The organism is Parabacteroides sp. AF39-10AC, from assembly GCF_003635405.1.
GTDB classification, from domain to species: Bacteria; Bacteroidota; Bacteroidia; order Bacteroidales; family Tannerellaceae; genus Parabacteroides; species Parabacteroides distasonis.
In genome coordinates, this window is the sequence record NZ_QTLP01000033.1 from 25,165 (window position 1) to 44,339 (window position 19,175).

Annotated in this window: 18 protein-coding genes and 1 pseudogene; 6 read left to right on the forward strand and 13 right to left on the reverse strand. The window is 44.1% G+C overall.

Translation table 11 applies throughout. The annotated features are described in order from the left end of the window. Positions 1-32: 32 nt before the first annotated feature. From DW033_RS21535 to DW033_RS21575, 9 genes and pseudogenes are all read right to left on the reverse strand, one after another. Entirely contained in the window at positions 33-1,220 is a 1,188-nt protein-coding gene (locus tag DW033_RS21535) for a glycosyltransferase (RefSeq protein WP_048928181.1), read from the reverse strand. 23 nt (positions 1,221-1,243) lie between these two features. Beyond that, positions 1,244-2,152: a phosphorylcholine transferase LicD gene (locus DW033_RS21540; RefSeq protein ID WP_048928180.1), complete on the reverse strand. Its 909-nt coding sequence runs from the start codon at positions 2,150-2,152 to the stop codon at positions 1,244-1,246. A 2-nt stretch (positions 2,153-2,154) separates the two neighbouring features. Further along, positions 2,155-3,525: a bifunctional cytidylyltransferase/SDR family oxidoreductase gene (locus DW033_RS21545; RefSeq protein WP_009276125.1), complete on the reverse strand. Its 1,371-nt coding sequence runs from the start codon at positions 3,523-3,525 to the stop codon at positions 2,155-2,157. Further along, entirely contained in the window at positions 3,522-4,541 is a 1,020-nt protein-coding gene (locus DW033_RS21550; RefSeq protein ID WP_229103461.1) for a glycosyltransferase family 2 protein, read from the reverse strand. Before DW033_RS21550 ends, DW033_RS21545 begins: the two co-directional genes overlap by 4 nt. Before the next feature lie 57 nt (positions 4,542-4,598). Continuing rightward, on the reverse strand, positions 4,599-6,065 hold the full coding sequence (locus DW033_RS21555) for an O-antigen polysaccharide polymerase Wzy family protein (protein WP_057319431.1): 1,467 nt from the start codon (positions 6,063-6,065) through the stop codon (positions 4,599-4,601). Between the two features lie 113 nt (positions 6,066-6,178). Beyond that, the gene (locus tag DW033_RS21560) at positions 6,179-7,726 is read right to left on the reverse strand and encodes a lipopolysaccharide biosynthesis protein (RefSeq protein WP_048928205.1); all 1,548 of its coding nucleotides are present in this window, start codon (positions 7,724-7,726) and stop codon (positions 6,179-6,181) included. Between the two features lie 662 nt (positions 7,727-8,388). Next, positions 8,389-8,703 (reverse strand): annotated as a pseudogene (locus tag DW033_RS21565) (transposase); the annotation flags it as partial. Positions 8,704-8,835: 132 nt separating this feature from the next. After that, the gene (locus tag DW033_RS21570; protein ID WP_048928179.1) at positions 8,836-10,407 is read right to left on the reverse strand and encodes an ATP-binding protein; all 1,572 of its coding nucleotides are present in this window, start codon (positions 10,405-10,407) and stop codon (positions 8,836-8,838) included. A 147-nt stretch (positions 10,408-10,554) separates the two neighbouring features. Next, complete coding sequence (locus DW033_RS21575; protein WP_005868570.1) at positions 10,555-10,755, reverse strand: hypothetical protein; 201 nt, start codon at positions 10,753-10,755, stop codon at positions 10,555-10,557. 109 nt (positions 10,756-10,864) lie between these two features. On the opposite strand from DW033_RS21575, the gene DW033_RS21580 reads away from it, so the two are divergent. From DW033_RS21580 to DW033_RS24545, 6 genes are all read left to right on the forward strand, one after another. Further along, a complete protein-coding gene (locus tag DW033_RS21580; RefSeq protein ID WP_005868561.1) occupies positions 10,865-11,407 on the forward strand; it encodes a BT4734/BF3469 family protein in 543 nt (180 codons plus the stop codon). Then, positions 11,404-13,194 carry a DUF3987 domain-containing protein gene (locus tag DW033_RS21585; RefSeq protein WP_122114814.1) on the forward strand — a complete coding sequence of 597 codons (1,791 nt, stop codon included), beginning with the start codon at positions 11,404-11,406 and terminating at the stop codon, positions 13,192-13,194. The genes DW033_RS21580 and DW033_RS21585 overlap by 4 nt, the downstream gene beginning before the upstream one ends. An 85-nt stretch (positions 13,195-13,279) precedes the next feature. Continuing rightward, positions 13,280-13,474: a DUF4248 domain-containing protein gene (locus tag DW033_RS21590; RefSeq protein WP_005868558.1), complete on the forward strand. Its 195-nt coding sequence runs from the start codon at positions 13,280-13,282 to the stop codon at positions 13,472-13,474. Positions 13,475-13,575: 101 nt separating this feature from the next. Then, positions 13,576-14,001, forward strand: coding sequence for a D-Ala-D-Ala carboxypeptidase family metallohydrolase (locus DW033_RS21595; RefSeq protein ID WP_122114813.1), 426 nt, complete (start codon positions 13,576-13,578; stop codon positions 13,999-14,001). 120 nt (positions 14,002-14,121) lie between these two features. Then, positions 14,122-14,613 (forward strand): DsbA family protein, encoded by a 492-nt coding sequence (locus tag DW033_RS21600; protein ID WP_005868556.1) that lies wholly within the window; start codon positions 14,122-14,124, stop codon positions 14,611-14,613. 66 nt (positions 14,614-14,679) lie between these two features. Further along, positions 14,680-14,787 carry a smalltalk protein gene (locus DW033_RS24545; protein WP_022193190.1) on the forward strand — a complete coding sequence of 36 codons (108 nt, stop codon included), beginning with the start codon at positions 14,680-14,682 and terminating at the stop codon, positions 14,785-14,787. On the opposite strand, the gene DW033_RS21605 is transcribed toward DW033_RS24545, so the two are convergent. From DW033_RS21605 to DW033_RS21625, 4 genes are all read right to left on the reverse strand, one after another. Further along, a complete protein-coding gene (locus DW033_RS21605; RefSeq protein ID WP_057319435.1) occupies positions 14,761-16,701 on the reverse strand; it encodes a nucleoside-diphosphate sugar epimerase/dehydratase in 1,941 nt (646 codons plus the stop codon). The two genes, DW033_RS24545 and DW033_RS21605, sit on opposite strands and share 27 nt — an antisense overlap. Before the next feature lie 16 nt (positions 16,702-16,717). Beyond that, positions 16,718-17,098, reverse strand: a complete 381-nt coding sequence (locus tag DW033_RS21610) for a hypothetical protein (protein ID WP_005868553.1) — start codon at positions 17,096-17,098, stop codon at positions 16,718-16,720. Positions 17,099-17,109: 11 nt separating this feature from the next. Beyond that, a complete protein-coding gene (locus DW033_RS21615; protein WP_009017042.1) occupies positions 17,110-18,174 on the reverse strand; it encodes a transcription termination/antitermination protein NusG in 1,065 nt (354 codons plus the stop codon). A 507-nt stretch (positions 18,175-18,681) separates the two neighbouring features. Further along, positions 18,682-19,175 (reverse strand): site-specific integrase (locus DW033_RS21625; RefSeq protein WP_147423690.1); only part of this gene is annotated, 494 nt, incomplete at its 5' end.

Sequence of the window (19,175 nt, forward strand, 5' to 3'; positions counted from 1 at the left end):
CCTCATACAAGTTTATAATTATTATTAATCATTCAATCAAAATCGTAAAAAACTTTTTTGAATTTATCATAAATATGATCAAATGTTAGATTATCTGCAATATATTTTTTCGCTTGCTTACCTATTTTTTCTCTTAGAGAACGATCATCCATTAATTTTATAATAGTATCAGCCATTTTTTGAAAATCAGTTCGGATAAAGATATGTTCTCCATCAACAATCCCCTCCAGTCCTTCTGCTCCAATTTCAGTTGTCACAACACAGCAACCGATTGACATCGCTTCAATAATTTTATTTTGTACTCCAGCTCCAGAATACATCGGAACAACCACAACAGAAGCTTTCTTCAAATAAAACTTAGGATCATCGACAAACCCCGTAATAATAACATGCTCAGATGCAAGTCGACAAACAGAGGCAGATGGTCGAGAGCCTACAATATAAAAACGAACGGATGAATCCAAAAGCAAAATAAGAGGTAGCACATATCGAACAAAAGTCGTTACAGCAACTATATTTGGTTCATAAAACATAGATCCTACAAAAACAATATTTCGAGAATCATTAGGAATAATAAGTTGATCGTCAAAATCAACACTATTACCGATTACCTCAATATGTTTATTTGAAATTTCTAGATCTGCATGCCTCAAAATAAACTGACGATCGACATCGGATATAATAATAAATTTATCAAAAGATTTTAAAACTTTATTCTCATAACTAATTAATCGATTTGCCTCGAATTTATAAACCAGCCTCCATATCCAATTCGCTTTTAAAGAAGCTCCAATATAGTTCATTGAAATAGCATCAACATAATCAATTATCTTATTACACTTACTTCCATCAACGTACGGAACGGTTCTAATATTATTACAAAAAACATAATCATACAAAGATAAATGTTCCTGTATATAACTCATCATCCTCGGAGAATAAAAATAACTACATTGTAATGGTCTAGATTTAAAAAAGCCCAATAATGCGCGTAATACACATTTCCACTTGGGCTCTAAGAATTCACTTATTTGTCGACAAAAACAACGCAATTCGGTTAGATCCGCAAATGTTTTATAAGGATTACAAGTATATACCAAATCAACTTCAAATATTTGTGACAACATCCGAATCATTTGAGATGTACGAATAGAAGCTCCGTCTTGAACTGGAAATGGACGTTTAGAACTAATTACAAGAATACGTTTACGAGAATCCATGACACAAATAATTTGCTCACAATTTAATCATTAGGCAATTGAAACTTTACAATAAAATGCCTCTCTCTTTTTTCCTCTGGAGGCAATTGCATATAATCATGATAAAGATTGGTCAAATACCGATCATAGTCAGCAGGTATATAAACGATTTCTCCTTCAAATAAAGCCTCTTTTGGAGGAAAATATACAGAAGCATCAAATATTTCTCCGTTATAATATTTTCTACCAGTAGGAATACCTAGAGGATTCCCTCTCTTTGAAGAAGCCACAAAACGATCAAACCAATAAACCCATTTCGCATGTGGAATAATACCAAAGATAGATCCCAGCATTTTCTTAATTTGGAATCTTCTCTTTAACGATGAATCTAGAGATACAAATTCTGACAAAGACTCGCTTGGATATTGCGCATATAAAACCATGATGGATACAAACTGGATTACATTGGCGATAAAACCTTTTATAGCTTGTGCGATTTTATACTTAGGCACTGAATCTAAAGCAAACACATCAATATATAATCCTTTGGGGAAGGGTGAATTCTCATTAAAAAGCTCTATATTAAAGGAGTTCTTTCTATATATCTTCAAGAACACAGTTTTTGCATCAGTGTCTCTATTAGGATAGTCAAACTCATATTTATTCCCCAATCTCCCCTCCTTACACAATCGAATCAATTTTTCATAATCATCACGCCTCATCATTACGTCTAAATCATCATCCCAAGGAATAAAACCCTTATGTCGGATAGCCCCCAAACAACTTCCACCACTAAGCATTAATGTCAAGCCTTCTTTTTCACATAATTTCGCTACATCCCTGTATATATCCAACAAAGCTCGCTTCATGGCAGAAGACTCCGAAGATGTCATCTCATGTAAATAATTCGTTTTATGAGCTAACTCATTCATCAATTCACTATCAGATTTCATCTTTACGGTCTTTTTTTAACATCCACCACTTCTCCGGTCAGGGAAGAAAATATAGTATTCACCGACACAGACGCAACAACACTTGATTTCAACAAGGTATCCTCCGGTTCTATGCCAAAATTTCTCTCCCGCATAGGGGTCTTAGTCCGTTCCGGATTAATACAATTGATACGAATACCACTATCCTGCCACTCTTCACTCAACGCTTGTACAAAATTCACGATAGCGGCTTTAGAAGATGAATACAAGCTATATAATTGACGCCCCCTCGTATAAGAACTGGAAGTAAACAGCAGCAGCGCCCCTTTGCTCATTTTTAAATATGGATAAGATTCCCTTGCTACAATAACAGCTCCAAGATAATTCACATGAATACTTTTACAAATCTCCTCATATGTCATTGTAGCCAATGGCTCCCGATTCAAGACTCCAGCCGTATTGACAACCGCATCTATACGCCCTTCCTTATCCATGACAGTTCTCAAAGCATCAGCCACTAGAGCCGAATCGGAGACATCCACTCCATTCTCTGAACGGCTGAAAGAATAGATATGCGCCCCGTACTGGCGACAAATATGGATAATATCAAGCCCAATCCCATAGCTTCCGCCAAAAACAACAATAACCGATGAAGGCAAAGCGGCTATAGTCTTAGGAGTTACCGTTTCATTCTGTTGAGCGATTGATTTTAGCTGAAACAACTTATCCAATAAAAACAGATCTTCTTTGTAAGTCAATTTCATATTAAACTGTTCACCCTTGACTACATACACGAATTCTTCCGGAAGATATCTGTAAACAACTCCACAATCATCTGTCGTTTGAAAATCAAGATCTTTCAATGCTAATTCATAAGCCCGCTTTATCGTAGAACGTTTAAAAGCTTGCGGAGTCTGCCCATTACGCAAATACTCACGAGCTGGTATTCCTGTAATATGGTCTTCCACATCCACTTGAATGATTGTATCAGTCGTCTTGATCGCAACATCCACCGCATTATACGTTTTCAACGCATTGATGCAATCAGTAATAATACGATCATTGACCAATGGGCGAACCGCATCATGGAAGATCATATTCACCTCTTCCTCATAAGCATTAATCGCCGCTAAACTTGAATGGTAACGTTCCTTTCCTCCCTTGAGGATTTTCTTCATCTTGGAATATTCATTCTTCACCAAGATATTCTCTACCTCCTGCACATAATTAGGATTAGAAACCACAACGATCTCATCTATTAACGGATGATTTTGGAAAACATCTATCGTATGTTCAATCACTTTTTTCCCTGCCAACTTCAAGAACTGTTTAGGCGTCGCATCACCTAAACGTTGACCGAAGCCACCGGCCAAAACCACAGCTATATTTCTCATGATCTACGTTTATATATATTAAAATATAAATAAATACCAATAACAAATATTGGATAAGCATATAAGGCGCAAAAAGCGACTAATTTCCACTTCTTTTTTACACTCCCATTAACCCAAAAATATTGAACATATTTCTTAAAATTCATATCATTTAAAACCTCTTTAACAATACGATTAGCTCTAATTGAAAAAGGCTTTTTTTGAGGATATTTAAATAACAAAGCATTACCAACCCAAGTAAAAATAAGTTCTTTATACAAAGCATTTTCTTTCAAATAAATTTTATTTTTTTGCACCAAGAATTTTTCCATCATATTCACAGTATACAGTACATCTTTATCCTTCTCTTTTATCGTATTAATTATACTATCTTTTCTATTCCATCTATAATAATAGTAAGGAGAATCCATCACGATCAAAGAAGACGAACAAATCAAAGCCTTAAACACAAATAATAGATCCTCATATAAAACACCTGTATCAAATCTTAATTCATTTTTCTCCAAAAATGATCTATTAAAGACCTTATTACAAGAAGAAGCTGTAAAACACTCATTTTTCACACAATGTAGCAAATAAGATTCACCTGTTTCAAAACAAGTTTTCCCCTTACTTATAGGGTCTTGCATATAAACCTCATCAGCAAAGCGATATCTTCCTAATACAATTATATCAACCTCATTATTATACGATAAAACCGCCTCTATTTCTTCACAAGTATTCAAAGATATATAATCATCCGAATCAACAAACAGAATATAATCTCCTACTGCATTATCAATACCAACATTACGAGTATATCCTAAGCCCATATTTTTTTGATCTATAACACGAATTCTATCATCAATCCTACTATACTCTTCAATTAAAGATAAAGAGTTATCACTAGAGCCATCATTTATCACTACAATCTCGATATTTTTATATGTTTGATTTATCAACGAGCTCAAGCACTCATTGATATATTTCTCAACATTATAAACCGGAACAATTACTGAATACTTTCTTTTCATCATTTACGAACAGATAAAACATAACACCAGAAAAAATTCCTCCTAGAAACAATGTGAAAATCAGAAAGGAATAAACAAACAATTAAGCTTATATTTTCTTTTAAACCAATAAATCAATTGAACACAAAACAAAACACAAAAAGGTCTATATAAAGCTGTTATAACACTTAAAGGCTCCGCTCTTGGAGACATAAAAAATACAGGAAGCACATAAAACAATATATACATATATGAATATTTTTTCTTACATCTACCGGCAAATCGCATAATTATAAATGTACACATATAACCAACGATCATAACTCCGAACATATTCCCTAAAAGATAAGATTCCGCAATCGCACTACTTCCCATACCATGTCCGTTTAAATAATATCTAGGAGATACTTTATACGACAACCAGTCTGCCCAAGAATACCCTTCCCGTACCGTACCTAAAGTTTGTCCATTAGGTATTCCTAATCCCAAATACTCCATCAACCTATTTTCTCTAAAACTATTTGTTATTGGCCCAACAAAATAAAGCCATCCATTAGCAACTTCATCCACATATTGTATCGTACGGCCTATCGTTTGAATAGAAGTGCCTTGTTGCCAAAAAAAAGATTGAATCAATTGCGTGAAAACAACATCATCCTTTTTTTGATCTAAATCTTTAAAACCACTATCCCTAAAATCATTAACGAGTTGAGCTACATATATTAAAGAAAATCCGATCAACACAAAACGTAACATCCATCTCCAATTCACTCTAATACCTCTAATACCTAAATAGACAAGAAATGCCAATACTTGCGTAAATGTTGCAGATCGACCACCAGTACCTAACAGTATCAACAATGTAAAAATGTAAAAACAACTCACTAATATATATTTTTTCCCTATGGGAAATGTACTTAAATACAAGTATATTCCAGCCACACAAAGATCATCACTAATTCTCAAAATAGGATTATCAACAGTTGTTGATGATTCATTTAAATACACCGCCAAATAACCATTTTCAACAACAAATTTTACAGCTTGATATAAATACAGCAAATATGGTACACAAAATGATATAAACAAGAAGAAACCCAATCGACGTATTTCAAATATCAACGAATCATTTTTCACGCACATTTTATAATTATATCTATCAACAAAGAGACAAGAAGACAAAAAACCAACAAATGAAAAAAGAAGATAAAATATAATTGAATTCAACATCTCAAATTGAATTGACAATGAGAAATAAGACCAATCATTAGCCCACGTCGAGACATAAAAATAAGCATCTTCAAATCCTAGCGCATCTAAAAATACACGAGACATAATAAAAACGCCAAACGCTAAAACATAAAACGTATATAAAAGAGAATCAACATCCTTAACGACAAGCAACAAGACTATACAAAAAAGATATATAGAGCATGAATAATATTTCAAAAAAGACACTATCACCTCACTTGGAGATTGTACCCACAGAATAAACTGAAGAAATATTAAGATAAAAAACAAAACAATTAACCCCTTTATTTTTTTCATATATTCAAATTCTAATAAAAACAAGTAGAATATATTTCATCTTCCTTTAAATACATCCATAATACAATATTCAACACCTCACGTAGAACTTTCATCTAACAATGAGGATTATATCAACCATCTATAATTGTTAAATGACACATCCGGACAAATCGCATCATCAGGTTTCTCATCCCCTGAGCAACAAAAAGCAAGGCTAAAGTATCTAAAACAGAGAATACAAGAGTGGTTAATAATCCAGCAAAAAATGTCGTATTTTCTTTCTCCATTGAATATCTCATTCCAAGGAAAACAATCACTCCACAAAGCAATGTTACCACCAAATGCTTCGCATACATAAACACGTATATTCTCAATGGCTCATCCAAGCCCTTGCGAAATAAATAGCAAGGTTTCCAACAAAAAACGACTAGAAATAAGCTGATCAGAACCCCGGATAACACACCATGCAATCCAAAGGAATACCCCAAGATGATAGATAGACCAACATTAACAGACGCTTCTATCACCGGAGCCCAAATATCGCTAAATAAGCCATAAGCATTAATATAAGTATCGACCGTTGTTCGGCTTAAATTTATAAACAGAATAGCCGTCATCAACAACAAGCTCAAGGAATCCATAACATATTCCTTGCCTATCCAAAAGGAGACAAATGATGGAGTAACCAAAAGAACCCCGAAGCACATGATACACGAGAACAAGAATCTTATAGAAAACAGTTCCGCAAATACACTCATGATCTTTCGCTTATCCCCTTCAGCTATCAAATTTCCAACCCCGGCATTCACACTGTTAAACAGAGCCGTCATCAAAGTTTGAACACCCATTACAATCAACATATAATTGCCGTACAAAGCAACTATCGTTAATGTCGTATAGGCATATATAATAATGGGACTACTCTGCGTCAACGCAAATCCCGCAATCTTATGAAAAAACAACTGCTTGACCTTCGTGAGCACATCCGGATATTTCCTAGCCAACTCTTTACCTACATACAAATCAGTCTTTAAACAAGGATAAGTCCGGGCGATCACCCGATTCAAAGCCACCGAAGCCACCACAGCGAACACCACTTCCAATACCAGCCACCAAACATACCCATTAGATAAATACCGGATCGCCAATATTTGGCAAAGCAGTTTCGCCAACATTGAGGCTTTGTAACTATACTGTATCTTATACTCCTGCTGATCCGCAGATAGCACAATCTGCTTATAATTAACAAAATAGCTCAATAGTGCGCTAACCAACAACGCCCCGAAAGAGGCATACGCATACCATAACGGCAATGGCATCTTGGCGAAGATCCAAGGGAAAAAGGCCATCAGGACTACACTCCCGGCTATTACGATCCATGCGATACGCCGATAGAGCCATCCTTGCAAGGATACGATCTCATTAATTGCGTTCGCATCTTTCTCGGCAAGCGGTTTATAAAGGGTACAAGAGATAGCCGATCCCACCCCCAGCTCTGCGAGGTTCAAGAATTGCAGCAAATTAGTAGCCGTGGTATTCAGCCCCAGCACCTCCGCCCCCAAGTAATCCAAGAAGAGCTTTCGGGAAAAGAACTGGAGGATCAAGTTGATGAAATAAAACACCAACGCCACCGAACTGTTTTTTATGCTCTTGGATGTTCGCGAATCTGTCTTTGCCATATCTTCGACAAGCGTATCTTTTGTCCCAAGCAGTGGGAGAGCACTGTCCCAAGGCATGGAACAGATAACTCCTTCCGGTTGGGAATCTACTGTTCCCTTACCGGGGAAGTCTCTGTTCCCTTATCAGGTAAACCGCCTTTACTAGTACTGGTAATAGCGATTTAGCGCAAGCATCTACCCCCTATAGCCATACCCCTTAGCCCCAGTGTTCACTGGAGTTTGAGAAGGTACCGAAATATCGGATTAATTTATAAATTATTTGTTTTTAAACACAACAGTTCTTGTGTCGTAACTATTCAGCATGTTGTGTAAAACGTTCTGAAATCTTTTTCCCACTCTTGCAATAACAAAATAGATTCCTCTACTTACCTCAAAGCAGAGATTATTCTTTCTTTTCACAAGATAAAAATTCTATTTTTCTCTATCTCTTTTCTAAGGGCATTTTACTGTGCCCTAAACCGGGTTGTATTAAAATTTTAGAGGATATGTCAAAACTCAATTTTAGCCCAGATGAGCTTTTGATTTGAAACTTGAACATCCTTAAAGACAAAAAGAAGAGTCGTACCATTACTCAAAACAGAGCTTGATACGCCTCTTTTAGGTCTTGTAAGGACAATCTGTAATTTTTCGGAGAGGTCATTTTAGTTTTGACACATCCTCAATCCAATGAAATCCCTAGCTGAGCTGCCATGTAATTTAACCTTTCCAATCACACTGTGATAAGTAGCAGCCATTTCAGCACCGGCATCACTACCGTAATGAAGTGAATTGTTTCGTTGAGTAGTAAGCTTCCGAATGGTTCGCACAACAAGGTTGCTATCTATCGGTAGTTCCCCATCATCCAAGAAAGTAAATATCTCTTTCCTAAATCAATTCAGATAATTAAGGGCTTCTGTATAATACTGACTTCTAAATTCTGAATTCTTTGACTGTCCACTGTCCAACAAGGTACGCAATTCGATTAGGAGTCTCTTCGTTTCCGTAAGCCTGATACCTCTGAAAGATAATACATCTTACAACGATAAGATGATACACCTTACATTAACAAGATGATACATCTTCCGCACGAAGATAAAACATCTTTATCAGACTAGAGTAACCTGTAACTCTCAACAAGACATAGAACCCTCGATAACCCAATCCCCCAACGTATGCCGCCCACTATCAAAATTAATCCCAACCTTTACGATCGGCAACCCACAAAGAGCGAAGCGCTCCGGGTAATTGCGCAAATTGATTTGCTCAAGGGCTATATCCGCGGTCTTGTTTAACTTCAATTCCACGACATAGAGTGTTGTCAATGTGCGCATCACCATATCCACACGGCCTTTGGGGGTACGGACTTCCACGTCCACATACATTCCTAGCAGGCTGAAGATCGTGTAAAGCAAGGACTGGTAATGGCCCTCATAATCCGTATTGTCACATTGGGGGATGGTGGACAGGAAGGTCTGCAACAGACGCAGGGCATCGTCTATCCGCTCTCCAGCGATCGCCTCGAAAAGAAGGGCTACTGTAGTAAGTCCATCCGCTGTGTATTGATGCAAATAATTGGGCAATAAACTCTTCATCAATCCCATACGTACCTCCTTGTTTGGGATGTCGAGCGTGTACAAATTCGTGAGCGAGGAATAATCCTTTATCGTGATGTAACCGCTCTGATAGAGCAATGGTGTAATATCGACCATCCGTTCCGTGGGTGCGTCAAACGACTCTGCCAAAAACTTGCGTGCGCCTATTTGCTGGGGTTTCACGTGATACTTGTTCAGCATCTCGATCAAATAGGTGGGCGTACCGCTACCGAACCAATAGGAATTTAGTTTACTGTCGGCCAAGGCGTTCAACAAGCTGAACGGGTTGTATATATCGGGCGAGGGCCACGTGAAATGGTAACCGTCATAATTCGATTTCAAGGCACCCAAGGCACCCTCCGGAGAAACGCCGAGGTTGTCGGCCAAACGACCGATACCCTCACCCATATGCTCACGCATCTCCTCCTCCGTGATGCCACAGAGCGAGGCGTACTCCGGGAGCATGCTGATGTTCTTTATATTGTTCAACTCACTGAAGATGCTCAATTGGGAGAACTTGGTAATTCCGGTCAAGAAAACAAAACGCAAATAAGGATCGCAGGCTTTCAGCGGACTATAGAAGTTACGCATCACGTCGCAAAGCTTCGGCAGCTCCTTCTCCTCATGCACCACGTCCAGCAAGGGAGCGTCGTACTCGTCGATCAAGACAACCACCTTTTGACCGGTCTGGGCATAGGCACGTTGGATGAGACTTTCCAGACGTTGGTTCGTATAAATAGCGCTCTCATCACGTCCGTATATCTGCTCGTAACCATACAATTTCCTCTCCAGCTCACTCAGAAGCCGCTCCTTGTCCATATGCTTTGCCGTGCTCATGTCGAAATGAAGCACCGGATAGCTTGTCCACTCCTTCTCCAGACACTTGATAGCCAAACCCTCAAACAAATCCTTTCGCCCCTCGAAATAACTATGGAGCGTAGAAGTAAGCAACGACTTCCCGAAACGGCGGGGACGGCTCAAGAATATATAACCAGACGCACCGTGTGTCATTCGGTAGACCAATTCCGTCTTATCTACATACACATAATTCCCCTCTCTCAATTTGGAGAATGTCTGTATTCCTATCGGATATAATCGCCGCCCTTCCATCTTCGTCTCTGTTTATTGGTTCGTCAAGACAAATATAACGTTATTTCCCTAAACGATCAATTTTCAACCCTCTATTTTTCCATTCCACGCCTCATCGCCCTATACACCTCCTTGAGCGCCCCGGCCCCATACCCCATGAACTCCGGTTCATCCATCTCTACGCATAGTTCTTGTACCAAGCGGGTCAGACTCTGGGGATTGATACTCTTTTTTTTTCGCTTTGCTGTAGGTGGCGGTGCCTACGTGGGCCTCCGCACAAAACTCACGGATAGAGATTCCTAACCGCTTACGTGGAAATTCCACTAACTCATCAAATAAAATCTGGTTCAAATCTAAATTTTCCTTCATACTATGCTAATTTTCATTAAACAATCATCCAATATTTCAGCCTATAGGCTGAAACGCAGAATCAATTATTAGCAATAGCTTTAGAAAATTAATCTGAAATCCTATTGATATGGACCAACAAATGTCTTACTTCCTTCCTCCCATCACCAACACGCTTCCGACTGGGAACTGTACACTACGGGAAGTGTACCGATGGATCACCGAGGATAAATCTCTCGAAACGGTTACCAACGAATTACGCGCCTTCATCAGGGAAGGCAGGGTAGCGGAATACCGCCAACTCAAACAGCGACAACTGCCGTTCGTAACGCCCCACGGCGTTTTTTCCCGTCGTAAGAGCGACGCTCTCATCTCCGCCTCGGGGTTGGTAGTGATCGATATCGACCATCTCGCCTCTCTCGAGGAGGCGGAACAACTCCGGGACCACCTCTTCGAGGACCCCTATCTCGGGACCCGCCTCGCCTTTGTCAGCCCCGGAGGACTTGGAGTGAAACTTTTCATACCCGGAGACGAGACCGTTCGATGGGCCATGAGTTACATACAGCTCCTGTATGCCGACACCTTCAAGGGTGAGGTGGATACCTGTGGCAAGGATATCGCCCGCTGCTGTTTCTTGTCTCACGATTCTAACGCTAAAATATTCATACCATGAACAACGATCTTTCCAAACTAGTAGAAGCGGTACGGACGGCCCATGCCGACATCGCCCCCACTTACGCCGAGTATGTACAATTGGCTTTCGCCATCGCCACCGATTGCGGGGAGGCAGGACGTAGCGACTTCATCAGTCTCTGCGAGCCATCGCCCAAGTTCAACGCCCTACACGCCAACAAGCTTTTCTCCAGTGCCTTGCGCACCGGAAACCAGAATGTCCATCTGGGCACCGCTTTCCACTTGGCCAAGCTGGCGGGCGTGGAAATAGGTTTCAAGTTTCAAGGTTTCACGAAACCCTTTTCCTCACACACACGTGTGAGTACATATAATACAGCCGATACGGTAGATCAAGCCCACGAGACCAGCGATCGGGAAACCGAGGCAAACGACGCCCCACTCCACATCGGCAGTGAGCCTTACACCTCCCTGCCACGGCTGGTACCCGGCTATCCATGGCCCTCGTTGCTACGGGACATCCTCGGTTTCACCGATAATGCCGAGCAGCGGGATATCCTTTTGCTCACGGCTCTCACCGCCCTAGGCGCCACCTTGGGCAAGACGGTGCGTTGCCTCTATGGGATGCATTGGATCTATCCCTGTATCCAGCTCTTCGTGATCGCTCCGCCCGCATCGGGTAAGGGCATTATGGCGTGGCTGCGTAAGTTTATCGAGCCTATCCACCGGGAGATCCGCCAACAAGTGGACCTAGCGATGAAACAGTACCGCCAAGATTTGGCGGCCTATCATGCCTTAGGCAAGGAGAAAGCCAAGATGGAGATGCCCCAGATGCCTAAAAACAGTATGTTTATCATCTCCGGCAACAACACCGGGACGGGTATCTTGCAAAATATCATCGATTCGGACGGCACCGGTATCATTTTCGAGACCGAGGCGGATACCATCACCACCGCTATCGGGGGTGATTACGGGCATTGGAGCGATACGCTCCGTAACGCTTTTGACCATGCCGGGCTCTCGTTCAACCGACGGACCGATAACGAATACCGGGAATGCGACTCCACCTTCCTCTCGATGGTGCTCTCGGGTACGCCCGGACAGGTAGCGCCGCTTATCCCCTCGGGCGAGAACGGGCTCTTCAGCCGTGAGGTCTTCTACTACAAATCGCAGATCCGGGAATGGATCGACCAATTCTCCGTCGACGAGGTAGACGCCGAGAAGGAATTCCACCGGATGGGCTACGAGTGGAAGGCCACGATCGATCAGCTCAAGTGCCGGGGTACCATTACCTTGCGCCTCGACGAGCGGCAACAAGCCGCTTTCAACGACAGCTTCGTACGTCTTTTCCTGCGTGCCCGGCAATCCAACGGGCAGGAGATGAACAGTTCCGTGGTACGCCTCGCCATCAACCTCGTACGTTTCATGGAGGTGGTAGCCATGCTTCGTGCCTTGGAACAACCGGAATTACTGCTGCCGGCCCAAGGCATCAACAGCGACAACCTAAAGGACAAGATCATCGGAGGCTGGGAACTCCATATCACCGACGATGACTTCGCCGCCCTTCTGACAATGGCAGAGCCGCTCTACCTCCACGCCACCCATATCCTCTCATTCCTGCCTACCGGCGAGATCACCAGCCGAGGCCTCTCGGAAAAGGACAGTCTGCTCAGCTCCATGCCAGACGAGTTCACCACCGTCCAATGGATGGAGACCGCCGAGCATGCCAACATCCCCAAGAACACCGCCAAGACATGGCTACGCCGACTATGCGACTCCGGAGCCCTCCTGCATGGCGAGCATAAAGGGATTTATTTGAAACCCATATAATGTACGTACGTGTGTGTGAGGAAAGAGGGTTCATGAAACCTTGAAACTTGAAACTCTCCTATAGTCATTTTAAAATTCAATACAGATGAAAAAAATAGATCTCGCCCGTCAATATTGCCTGACAGGCACCCCTTCGAACGCTTTGCATAAGTTGAACCGATATATCCGTGACGTGAAAGGACTGAAAGAGGCCCTTATCCGTCATGGTTATCACTCGAAAGATCGCTCCATCACGCCGAAGCAAGTACAGATATTCTATGATTTTTTAGGGGAACCCTAAAATTCTTCTCCTAGAGCGAATAGGTGGAAACAAATGGTATATCCGGGCTTTCCGCCTATCGTATCTTTGCTACAGAAACAAAAACATCAACCTTATCCCCTATGCGCTACTTTAATTATCAAGAGTTTGAAGACTCCGCCACGGCCCGGCGAGACGGGATCGACAACAGCCTCACCCCGGTGGCCCGGAGGATGGTCACGATCCTAGTGGAAATGCTACTAGACCCGCTACGGCGGGTCTGGGGCAGACCCATCGTCATCAGTAGCGGCTATCGCTGCCCCGAATTGAACATCCTTATCGGGGGAGCCAAGCACAGTCACCACCTCCTCGGTTGCGCCGCCGACCTGATAGCCGGCTCTCCAGATGATCATCGCCTCTTGTTCCGACTGATACAAGAGACGCACGAGCTGTGCGGACTCGAGTTCACTCAGCTCATTCTAGAGCCCGGCGCCCGATGGATCCATATCTCTTACGTACCCGGCAACCTTCGCTGTCAGGTTATCGATAAAGAAAAGTCGCCTAATTGACTTAAGTCTTTCAAACCGAAGACTTAAATCAAGGAGCACGAAAAGCCAAGTCATCAAGCGTGAGGACTCAACTCATCATCCCCCAAGTTCTTTATGTATCACTTAAAATATCTTACGATTATGTCATTAAACTATTCCATTGCCATGATGGGCAACCCGTTGAAAAAAGAGGAACCCAAGAAAGCCTACGCCAAGGCGCAAACCAACGGCGAGCTCAGTCTAAAAGAGCTATCTACCCTGATAGCGAGTAAATGCACAGTGCACCAAGCCGACGTTTCGGCCGTGCTCATCGCCACCACCGAGTGCATGCTGGAAGGTCTGAAAGCCGGTAAGCAGGTGAATTTCGGCGATCTGGGTGCCTTCCGCCTCCAGATCAATTCCGGGGGAGCGCCGAGTGCCGACCTGTTCACCTCCGACTATATCAAGGGGGTGAACATCCAGTTCGTCCCCGGCGAGGAACTTCAAGTCATCTTCCAAGGCCTCAAGTTCAACCTCGTCCCCACCCGGGCCGCCCAAGCCGCCGTCATCAAGGCCCAGAAGGCCGGTAAGACAACAGTGGATATCTCCGGTAAGAACGGCTCCTCGGACTCCGAGAGCCCGGATGAGATATAATGGGGCACGCTTCGGCGTGCTCACTGATACAGACTTCGTATTATCAACCTTATAAAACAAATTTAAATGAGTGAAAAGAAGAAAACCAACGTTTGGAGCGTAATCATCAAAGTAGTCATCGCCATAGCCACCACCATCGCCGGGGCCTTAGGCATCAGTGCTTGCGCTTTCTAGCGCCTTATCCAAGACCTCGTACTTGGAGTGCCGGCTCTTGAACTCGGGGACGATCGCCTTCATCTTGCCTACAATGGCCATATCGTCCCTCGAGCGGCCTAGGCCGACGAGTTCATCTATATCTTGGCAAACCGTATCATAATCGTACTCCCGTACCTTGGCGATCTTGATCTTCGGATGGAAGGTAGGCAGCGTGATCTCCTCGTCGTTCAGTACCTCCTCGTACAGCTTCTCGCCGGCACGAAGACCCGTAAACCGGACCTCTACGTTCTTGGCGCCCGAAAGCTGAATCATACGTTTCGCCAAGTCGATGATACGCACGGGCTTGCCCATGTCGAAGACGAAGATCTCCCCACCGTTACCCATCGTACCCGCCTCCAATACCAACCGGCAGGCCTCCGGGATCAGCATGAAGAAACGGATGATATCCGGATGCGTCACTGTCACGGGACCGCCCTTGGCAATCTGTTCACGGAACAATGGGATCACGGAACCGTTAGAACCCAGCACGTTGCCGAAGCGGGTCGTAACGAACTGCGTCACGCCTTCCACATGGCCCTCCTTGATCGCCTTGTCGAGGCTCTGTACGTAAATCTCGCAGACACGTTTCGAGCAACCCATCACGTTCGTAGGATTCACCGCCTTGTCCGTGGAGATCATCACGAACTTCCTCGTGCCATACTTCACGGCCAAGTCGGCGATCACACGGGTACCGTCCACGTTGTTACCCACACTCTCACAAGGATTATCCTCCATCATCGGAACGTGCTTATAGGCCGCCGCATGGAATACATAGGCGGGGCGATGCTCCGAGAAGATCTCCTCCATGCGAGACTTGTTAGCGATGTCCGCCACCAAGGTATAGGCGTTGATATCCCGCCAATCCCTCGCCATCATCAAGCGGATGTCGTGCAAGGGAGTTTCCGCCTGATCTACCAAGATCAAGCGATCCGGAGCGAACGAGGCGATCTGGCGCACCATCTCGCCACCGATGCTGCCGGCGGCTCCCGTTATCAGGATGCGTTGACCACGAAGCAAGCGGCCCACCGCCTCCATGTCTATCTCTATCTTTTCCCGGGGAAGCAGATCCTCGATCTCAACCTTCCGGAGTTGTGTATGCGTCAAATCGCTCCTGCCATCCCATTCTTGCGCCGCCGGGGTCACGTAGATCTTGATCCCCGCCTCCGCCAAACGGGCCACCATATCCGGCTGTTCCCGGATGGAGTCGCTCTTCAAGGGGGAGACGAAAAGGATCGTCGCCCGCTCCCGGCGCATCGCATCGATCAGCTCCTCATCGAAAGGGTACACACGCACTCCCATCAATATACGATTCTGCATGTTCCCGGCCTCCGAGACGAAGCCTGCCAGCACGTACTGTGCGGGATCTTGGTTCTGGATGCTCTTCGCCAAACTGATACCGCCCTGCTTCACGCCGAAGATAAAGGCACGCTCAGCCTTCGACTGACGGAAGGTTGTCACGTAGAAATACTTCACGAACACACGCATCGCCCACATCAAGCTCATCGCCAGCAGGGAGGATAGCACAAGGTCTCGTTTACGGATATACACCAAGTAAGGCGAAAAATCCGTAAACTCTTGGAAGGTCACCACGCAAACCACACCGAACAGCACGGCGAAGCCCACCCGTTGCAAATCCACGAAGGAAGAGTAACGAATGATGCCCGAATACGTACGGAACAGCCTAAAGCCCACCAGATAAGGCACTAGGCAAACACCCCACGTGAGCGACAGGTGCCAAAAGATGCCCATCGTGGCGAAGATCCCGTTATTCAAGGCATATACCAGCAAGCCTGAAAACAGGATCACCAAGCAATCCAACAGGATAATGCTCCAATACGGCAACGCTTTCCTTGAGAAATACCACGTTGAGAGTTTAGAAAAAAGGTTCATCATGAATAAAATTTTTGGTTCATGTCAGCTGGGGCAAGCCCTCCACCTCACCGGCATGCCATCTTCGGTAGTCAGTCAAGGAGGATTCGGGGACGGTCAGCACCACGTAATCCGTCTCGTCCTGCCTCAAAATATGTTTACGGGCGTACGAACGCAACGAGCGATCCGTCACGGACACCATCACGATCGGGAACGGGTAGGCGAACAGGCGCAGCGGCGTGATCTCGCTATCCGGGAAGGTGAGACACAACTGATAGGCAGAACGCTCGAAAGCCACCCAATAAGGACCCGTACAATATAAATGGATCGAGGTACGGTTCGTGCGCTCACGATCCATGATCTCGCTCAGATGCTCGTTTAGTAACGTAACCAAGCGTATGCCAGAAGGAAGAGAAGGCATGTTTTGAATTTTTAATTTTCAATTCCCACGTGTTTTAGCCAGCGGTCGTAGTCGGCTAACCGACGGATCAAGGATAATTTACTCTTCTTCGGGGAGGATTCCCGGCTCCACGGATCGATCAACTCGTGCGCACGATAATAATAGATACTGCTATCCGTACAACCATAAAGCGTAAGTAGTAATAATGCCAACGACTGTTCCGCACGAATCAAGGGTAAGAACGAGACGATCGTTCCGATCAACGACTTTTGCCGCTCCTCGTCCCCTAGTATCGTATAGGCGGGCAACAAGAGAGAATAGAGCTTGCACCGCATCACGGCAGAATCCAGCTGTAACTCTCCATAGGCACGCAAGGTCTCGGTCGCCAGCTCACGATCTATAGCCGTAACGCCACCATCCCCCCAATGACGGCCCAACGCCTCATGAAGACCATTTTGTATCCGGGAATTGTCCAAACGGGTATATACATGCTTGCCTTCCTCGGCCAAGCTGATCACCTCATACTCGCCCGGCTGAACACGCAATAAAGGAACCCACATCCAGTTGTCCACGCATACCATTACCTCCCGCTCGCCAACACCGGGCTGTATTACTACACTTGCCTCAACACCTTTGAAACGACCATCCGTGATGCGTATCCGGTCACCTTTACGCAAATAACCCGCTTCCGGCACATACACCGGAAGCTCATCCGAATAAGAACGAGCCACCCAACGCAAGTTTTCCATCTCACGATCGGAGACAAAAGGATATGAGCCACGGCCATCCACGCTAGGCAGGAAATTATACAAGGGAAAATCTCGTTTCAAACGAAAGATCTCATACACAGAAGAGCGGATAAACACATAATTGTAGAGCAACGGACGGTGAGTCTCCACCAAACGCCCCTCACGGCGATGCATCTCCACGAAAGAGGGGGCGAAAAAATCGAACGTAGGCTCGCCCAAACGCACCCTGCGATCTAACTCCTTCTCCAAACCCTTGGCTGGACCTTTGTGACAAGCGGGAAGAGATAATACATACCATCTTACGGTGTGGACATCACGCAATGGTAAAGGGGGAAGATCATGACCCATAGATACTTCAATGCCATATCAGCACATTCTATTAATACACTGATAATCTAATACTTAAATCAAACATTCTTTTCTATTCCCGAAAATTTTAAAGCAATAGAAACCATGTCAATATCTCTTCTATCGGGACGTGGAAGATCGGCTACTTGGGAAGTAGCGTAATCTTCCACGCCGCAAATTTAGTAAAAAACACCGAATAACAAACAATTTTTAGGCTTTGTGTAGGCTTTGTTTGTTTTCTGAATTTATCTTTCTTCGATTTTTCGTTTCTATTCGTGGTGTATGGGCACGACAATGGAGACGAAACGACCTCATATTTCCTGCATCATCACGTCTCCCAAAAAAATCGTACGAACATCGTGTAGAGACGGGGCGTGCCCCGTCTCATCCCCTCAAATGGGTATTTTAAATTACTGCCAGACGGTGGGAGACGGAGCACGCTCCGTCTCTACAACTGGGTAATAATCATTTCCTATCTTTTACGCTACTTCCCAAGTAGCCGATCGCCTACCCCACCTTTGATACATTATTATATATGCTCTCGAAGCAAGCCTTGTTCACCGCAGACATCTTATCCAAAGAGAAGCTCTTCAAATAGATTTGCGTCGTCTTGATTGATTGGTGTCCCAGCAATTCGCTGATCATCTCGATCGGTACACCCTGTTCCTTCAAGGTCGTAGCGAAAGAGTGACGGATTGAGTACGAGGTAACCATTTCCGTCACACCACAGGCATTTGCCAGTTCCTTCAAGGAACTGTTGAAATCAGCCAAGGCAGAGGTATATTCCCGGAAGGCCTCTTCACCCGTTTTCGTCCCACTCAAGAAAGTGAATAGATAAGGAGAATCCCTAAGCGTGTCGGTCATTAACGCAGCCAACAACTCCTTGGCCACAGGCTGTATCTCGACCAACATCGGCGTACCCGTCTTCTGGCGGTTATACCTCAAGACACGGCTCACCCGATAAACCTGGGGGATTAAGCATACAGCTTTGTAAGTCTGAA

Coding starts and splice junctions, on each gene's coding strand:
- DW033_RS21535 (WP_048928181.1), bottom strand. CDS start 1,220: ATGGATTCTCGTAAACGTATTCTTGTAATTAGTTCTAAACGTCCATTT.
- DW033_RS21540 (WP_048928180.1), bottom strand. CDS start 2,152: ATGAAATCTGATAGTGAATTGATGAATGAGTTAGCTCATAAAACGAAT.
- DW033_RS21545 (WP_009276125.1), bottom strand. CDS start 3,525: ATGAGAAATATAGCTGTGGTTTTGGCCGGTGGCTTCGGTCAACGTTTA.
- DW033_RS21550 (WP_229103461.1), bottom strand. CDS start 4,541: ATGATGAAAAGAAAGTATTCAGTAATTGTTCCGGTTTATAATGTTGAG.
- DW033_RS21555 (WP_057319431.1), bottom strand. CDS start 6,065: ATGAAAAAAATAAAGGGGTTAATTGTTTTGTTTTTTATCTTAATATTT.
- DW033_RS21560 (WP_048928205.1), bottom strand. CDS start 7,726: ATGGCAAAGACAGATTCGCGAACATCCAAGAGCATAAAAAACAGTTCG.
- DW033_RS21570 (WP_048928179.1), bottom strand. CDS start 10,407: ATGGAAGGGCGGCGATTATATCCGATAGGAATACAGACATTCTCCAAA.
- DW033_RS21575 (WP_005868570.1), bottom strand. CDS start 10,755: ATGAAGGAAAATTTAGATTTGAACCAGATTTTATTTGATGAGTTAGTG.
- DW033_RS21580 (WP_005868561.1), top strand. CDS start 10,865: ATGGACCAACAAATGTCTTACTTCCTTCCTCCCATCACCAACACGCTT.
- DW033_RS21585 (WP_122114814.1), top strand. CDS start 11,404: ATGAACAACGATCTTTCCAAACTAGTAGAAGCGGTACGGACGGCCCAT.
- DW033_RS21590 (WP_005868558.1), top strand. CDS start 13,280: ATGAAAAAAATAGATCTCGCCCGTCAATATTGCCTGACAGGCACCCCT.
- DW033_RS21595 (WP_122114813.1), top strand. CDS start 13,576: ATGCGCTACTTTAATTATCAAGAGTTTGAAGACTCCGCCACGGCCCGG.
- DW033_RS21600 (WP_005868556.1), top strand. CDS start 14,122: ATGTCATTAAACTATTCCATTGCCATGATGGGCAACCCGTTGAAAAAA.
- DW033_RS24545 (WP_022193190.1), top strand. CDS start 14,680: ATGAGTGAAAAGAAGAAAACCAACGTTTGGAGCGTAATCATCAAAGTA.
- DW033_RS21605 (WP_057319435.1), bottom strand. CDS start 16,701: ATGATGAACCTTTTTTCTAAACTCTCAACGTGGTATTTCTCAAGGAAA.
- DW033_RS21610 (WP_005868553.1), bottom strand. CDS start 17,098: ATGCCTTCTCTTCCTTCTGGCATACGCTTGGTTACGTTACTAAACGAG.
- DW033_RS21615 (WP_009017042.1), bottom strand. CDS start 18,174: ATGGGTCATGATCTTCCCCCTTTACCATTGCGTGATGTCCACACCGTA.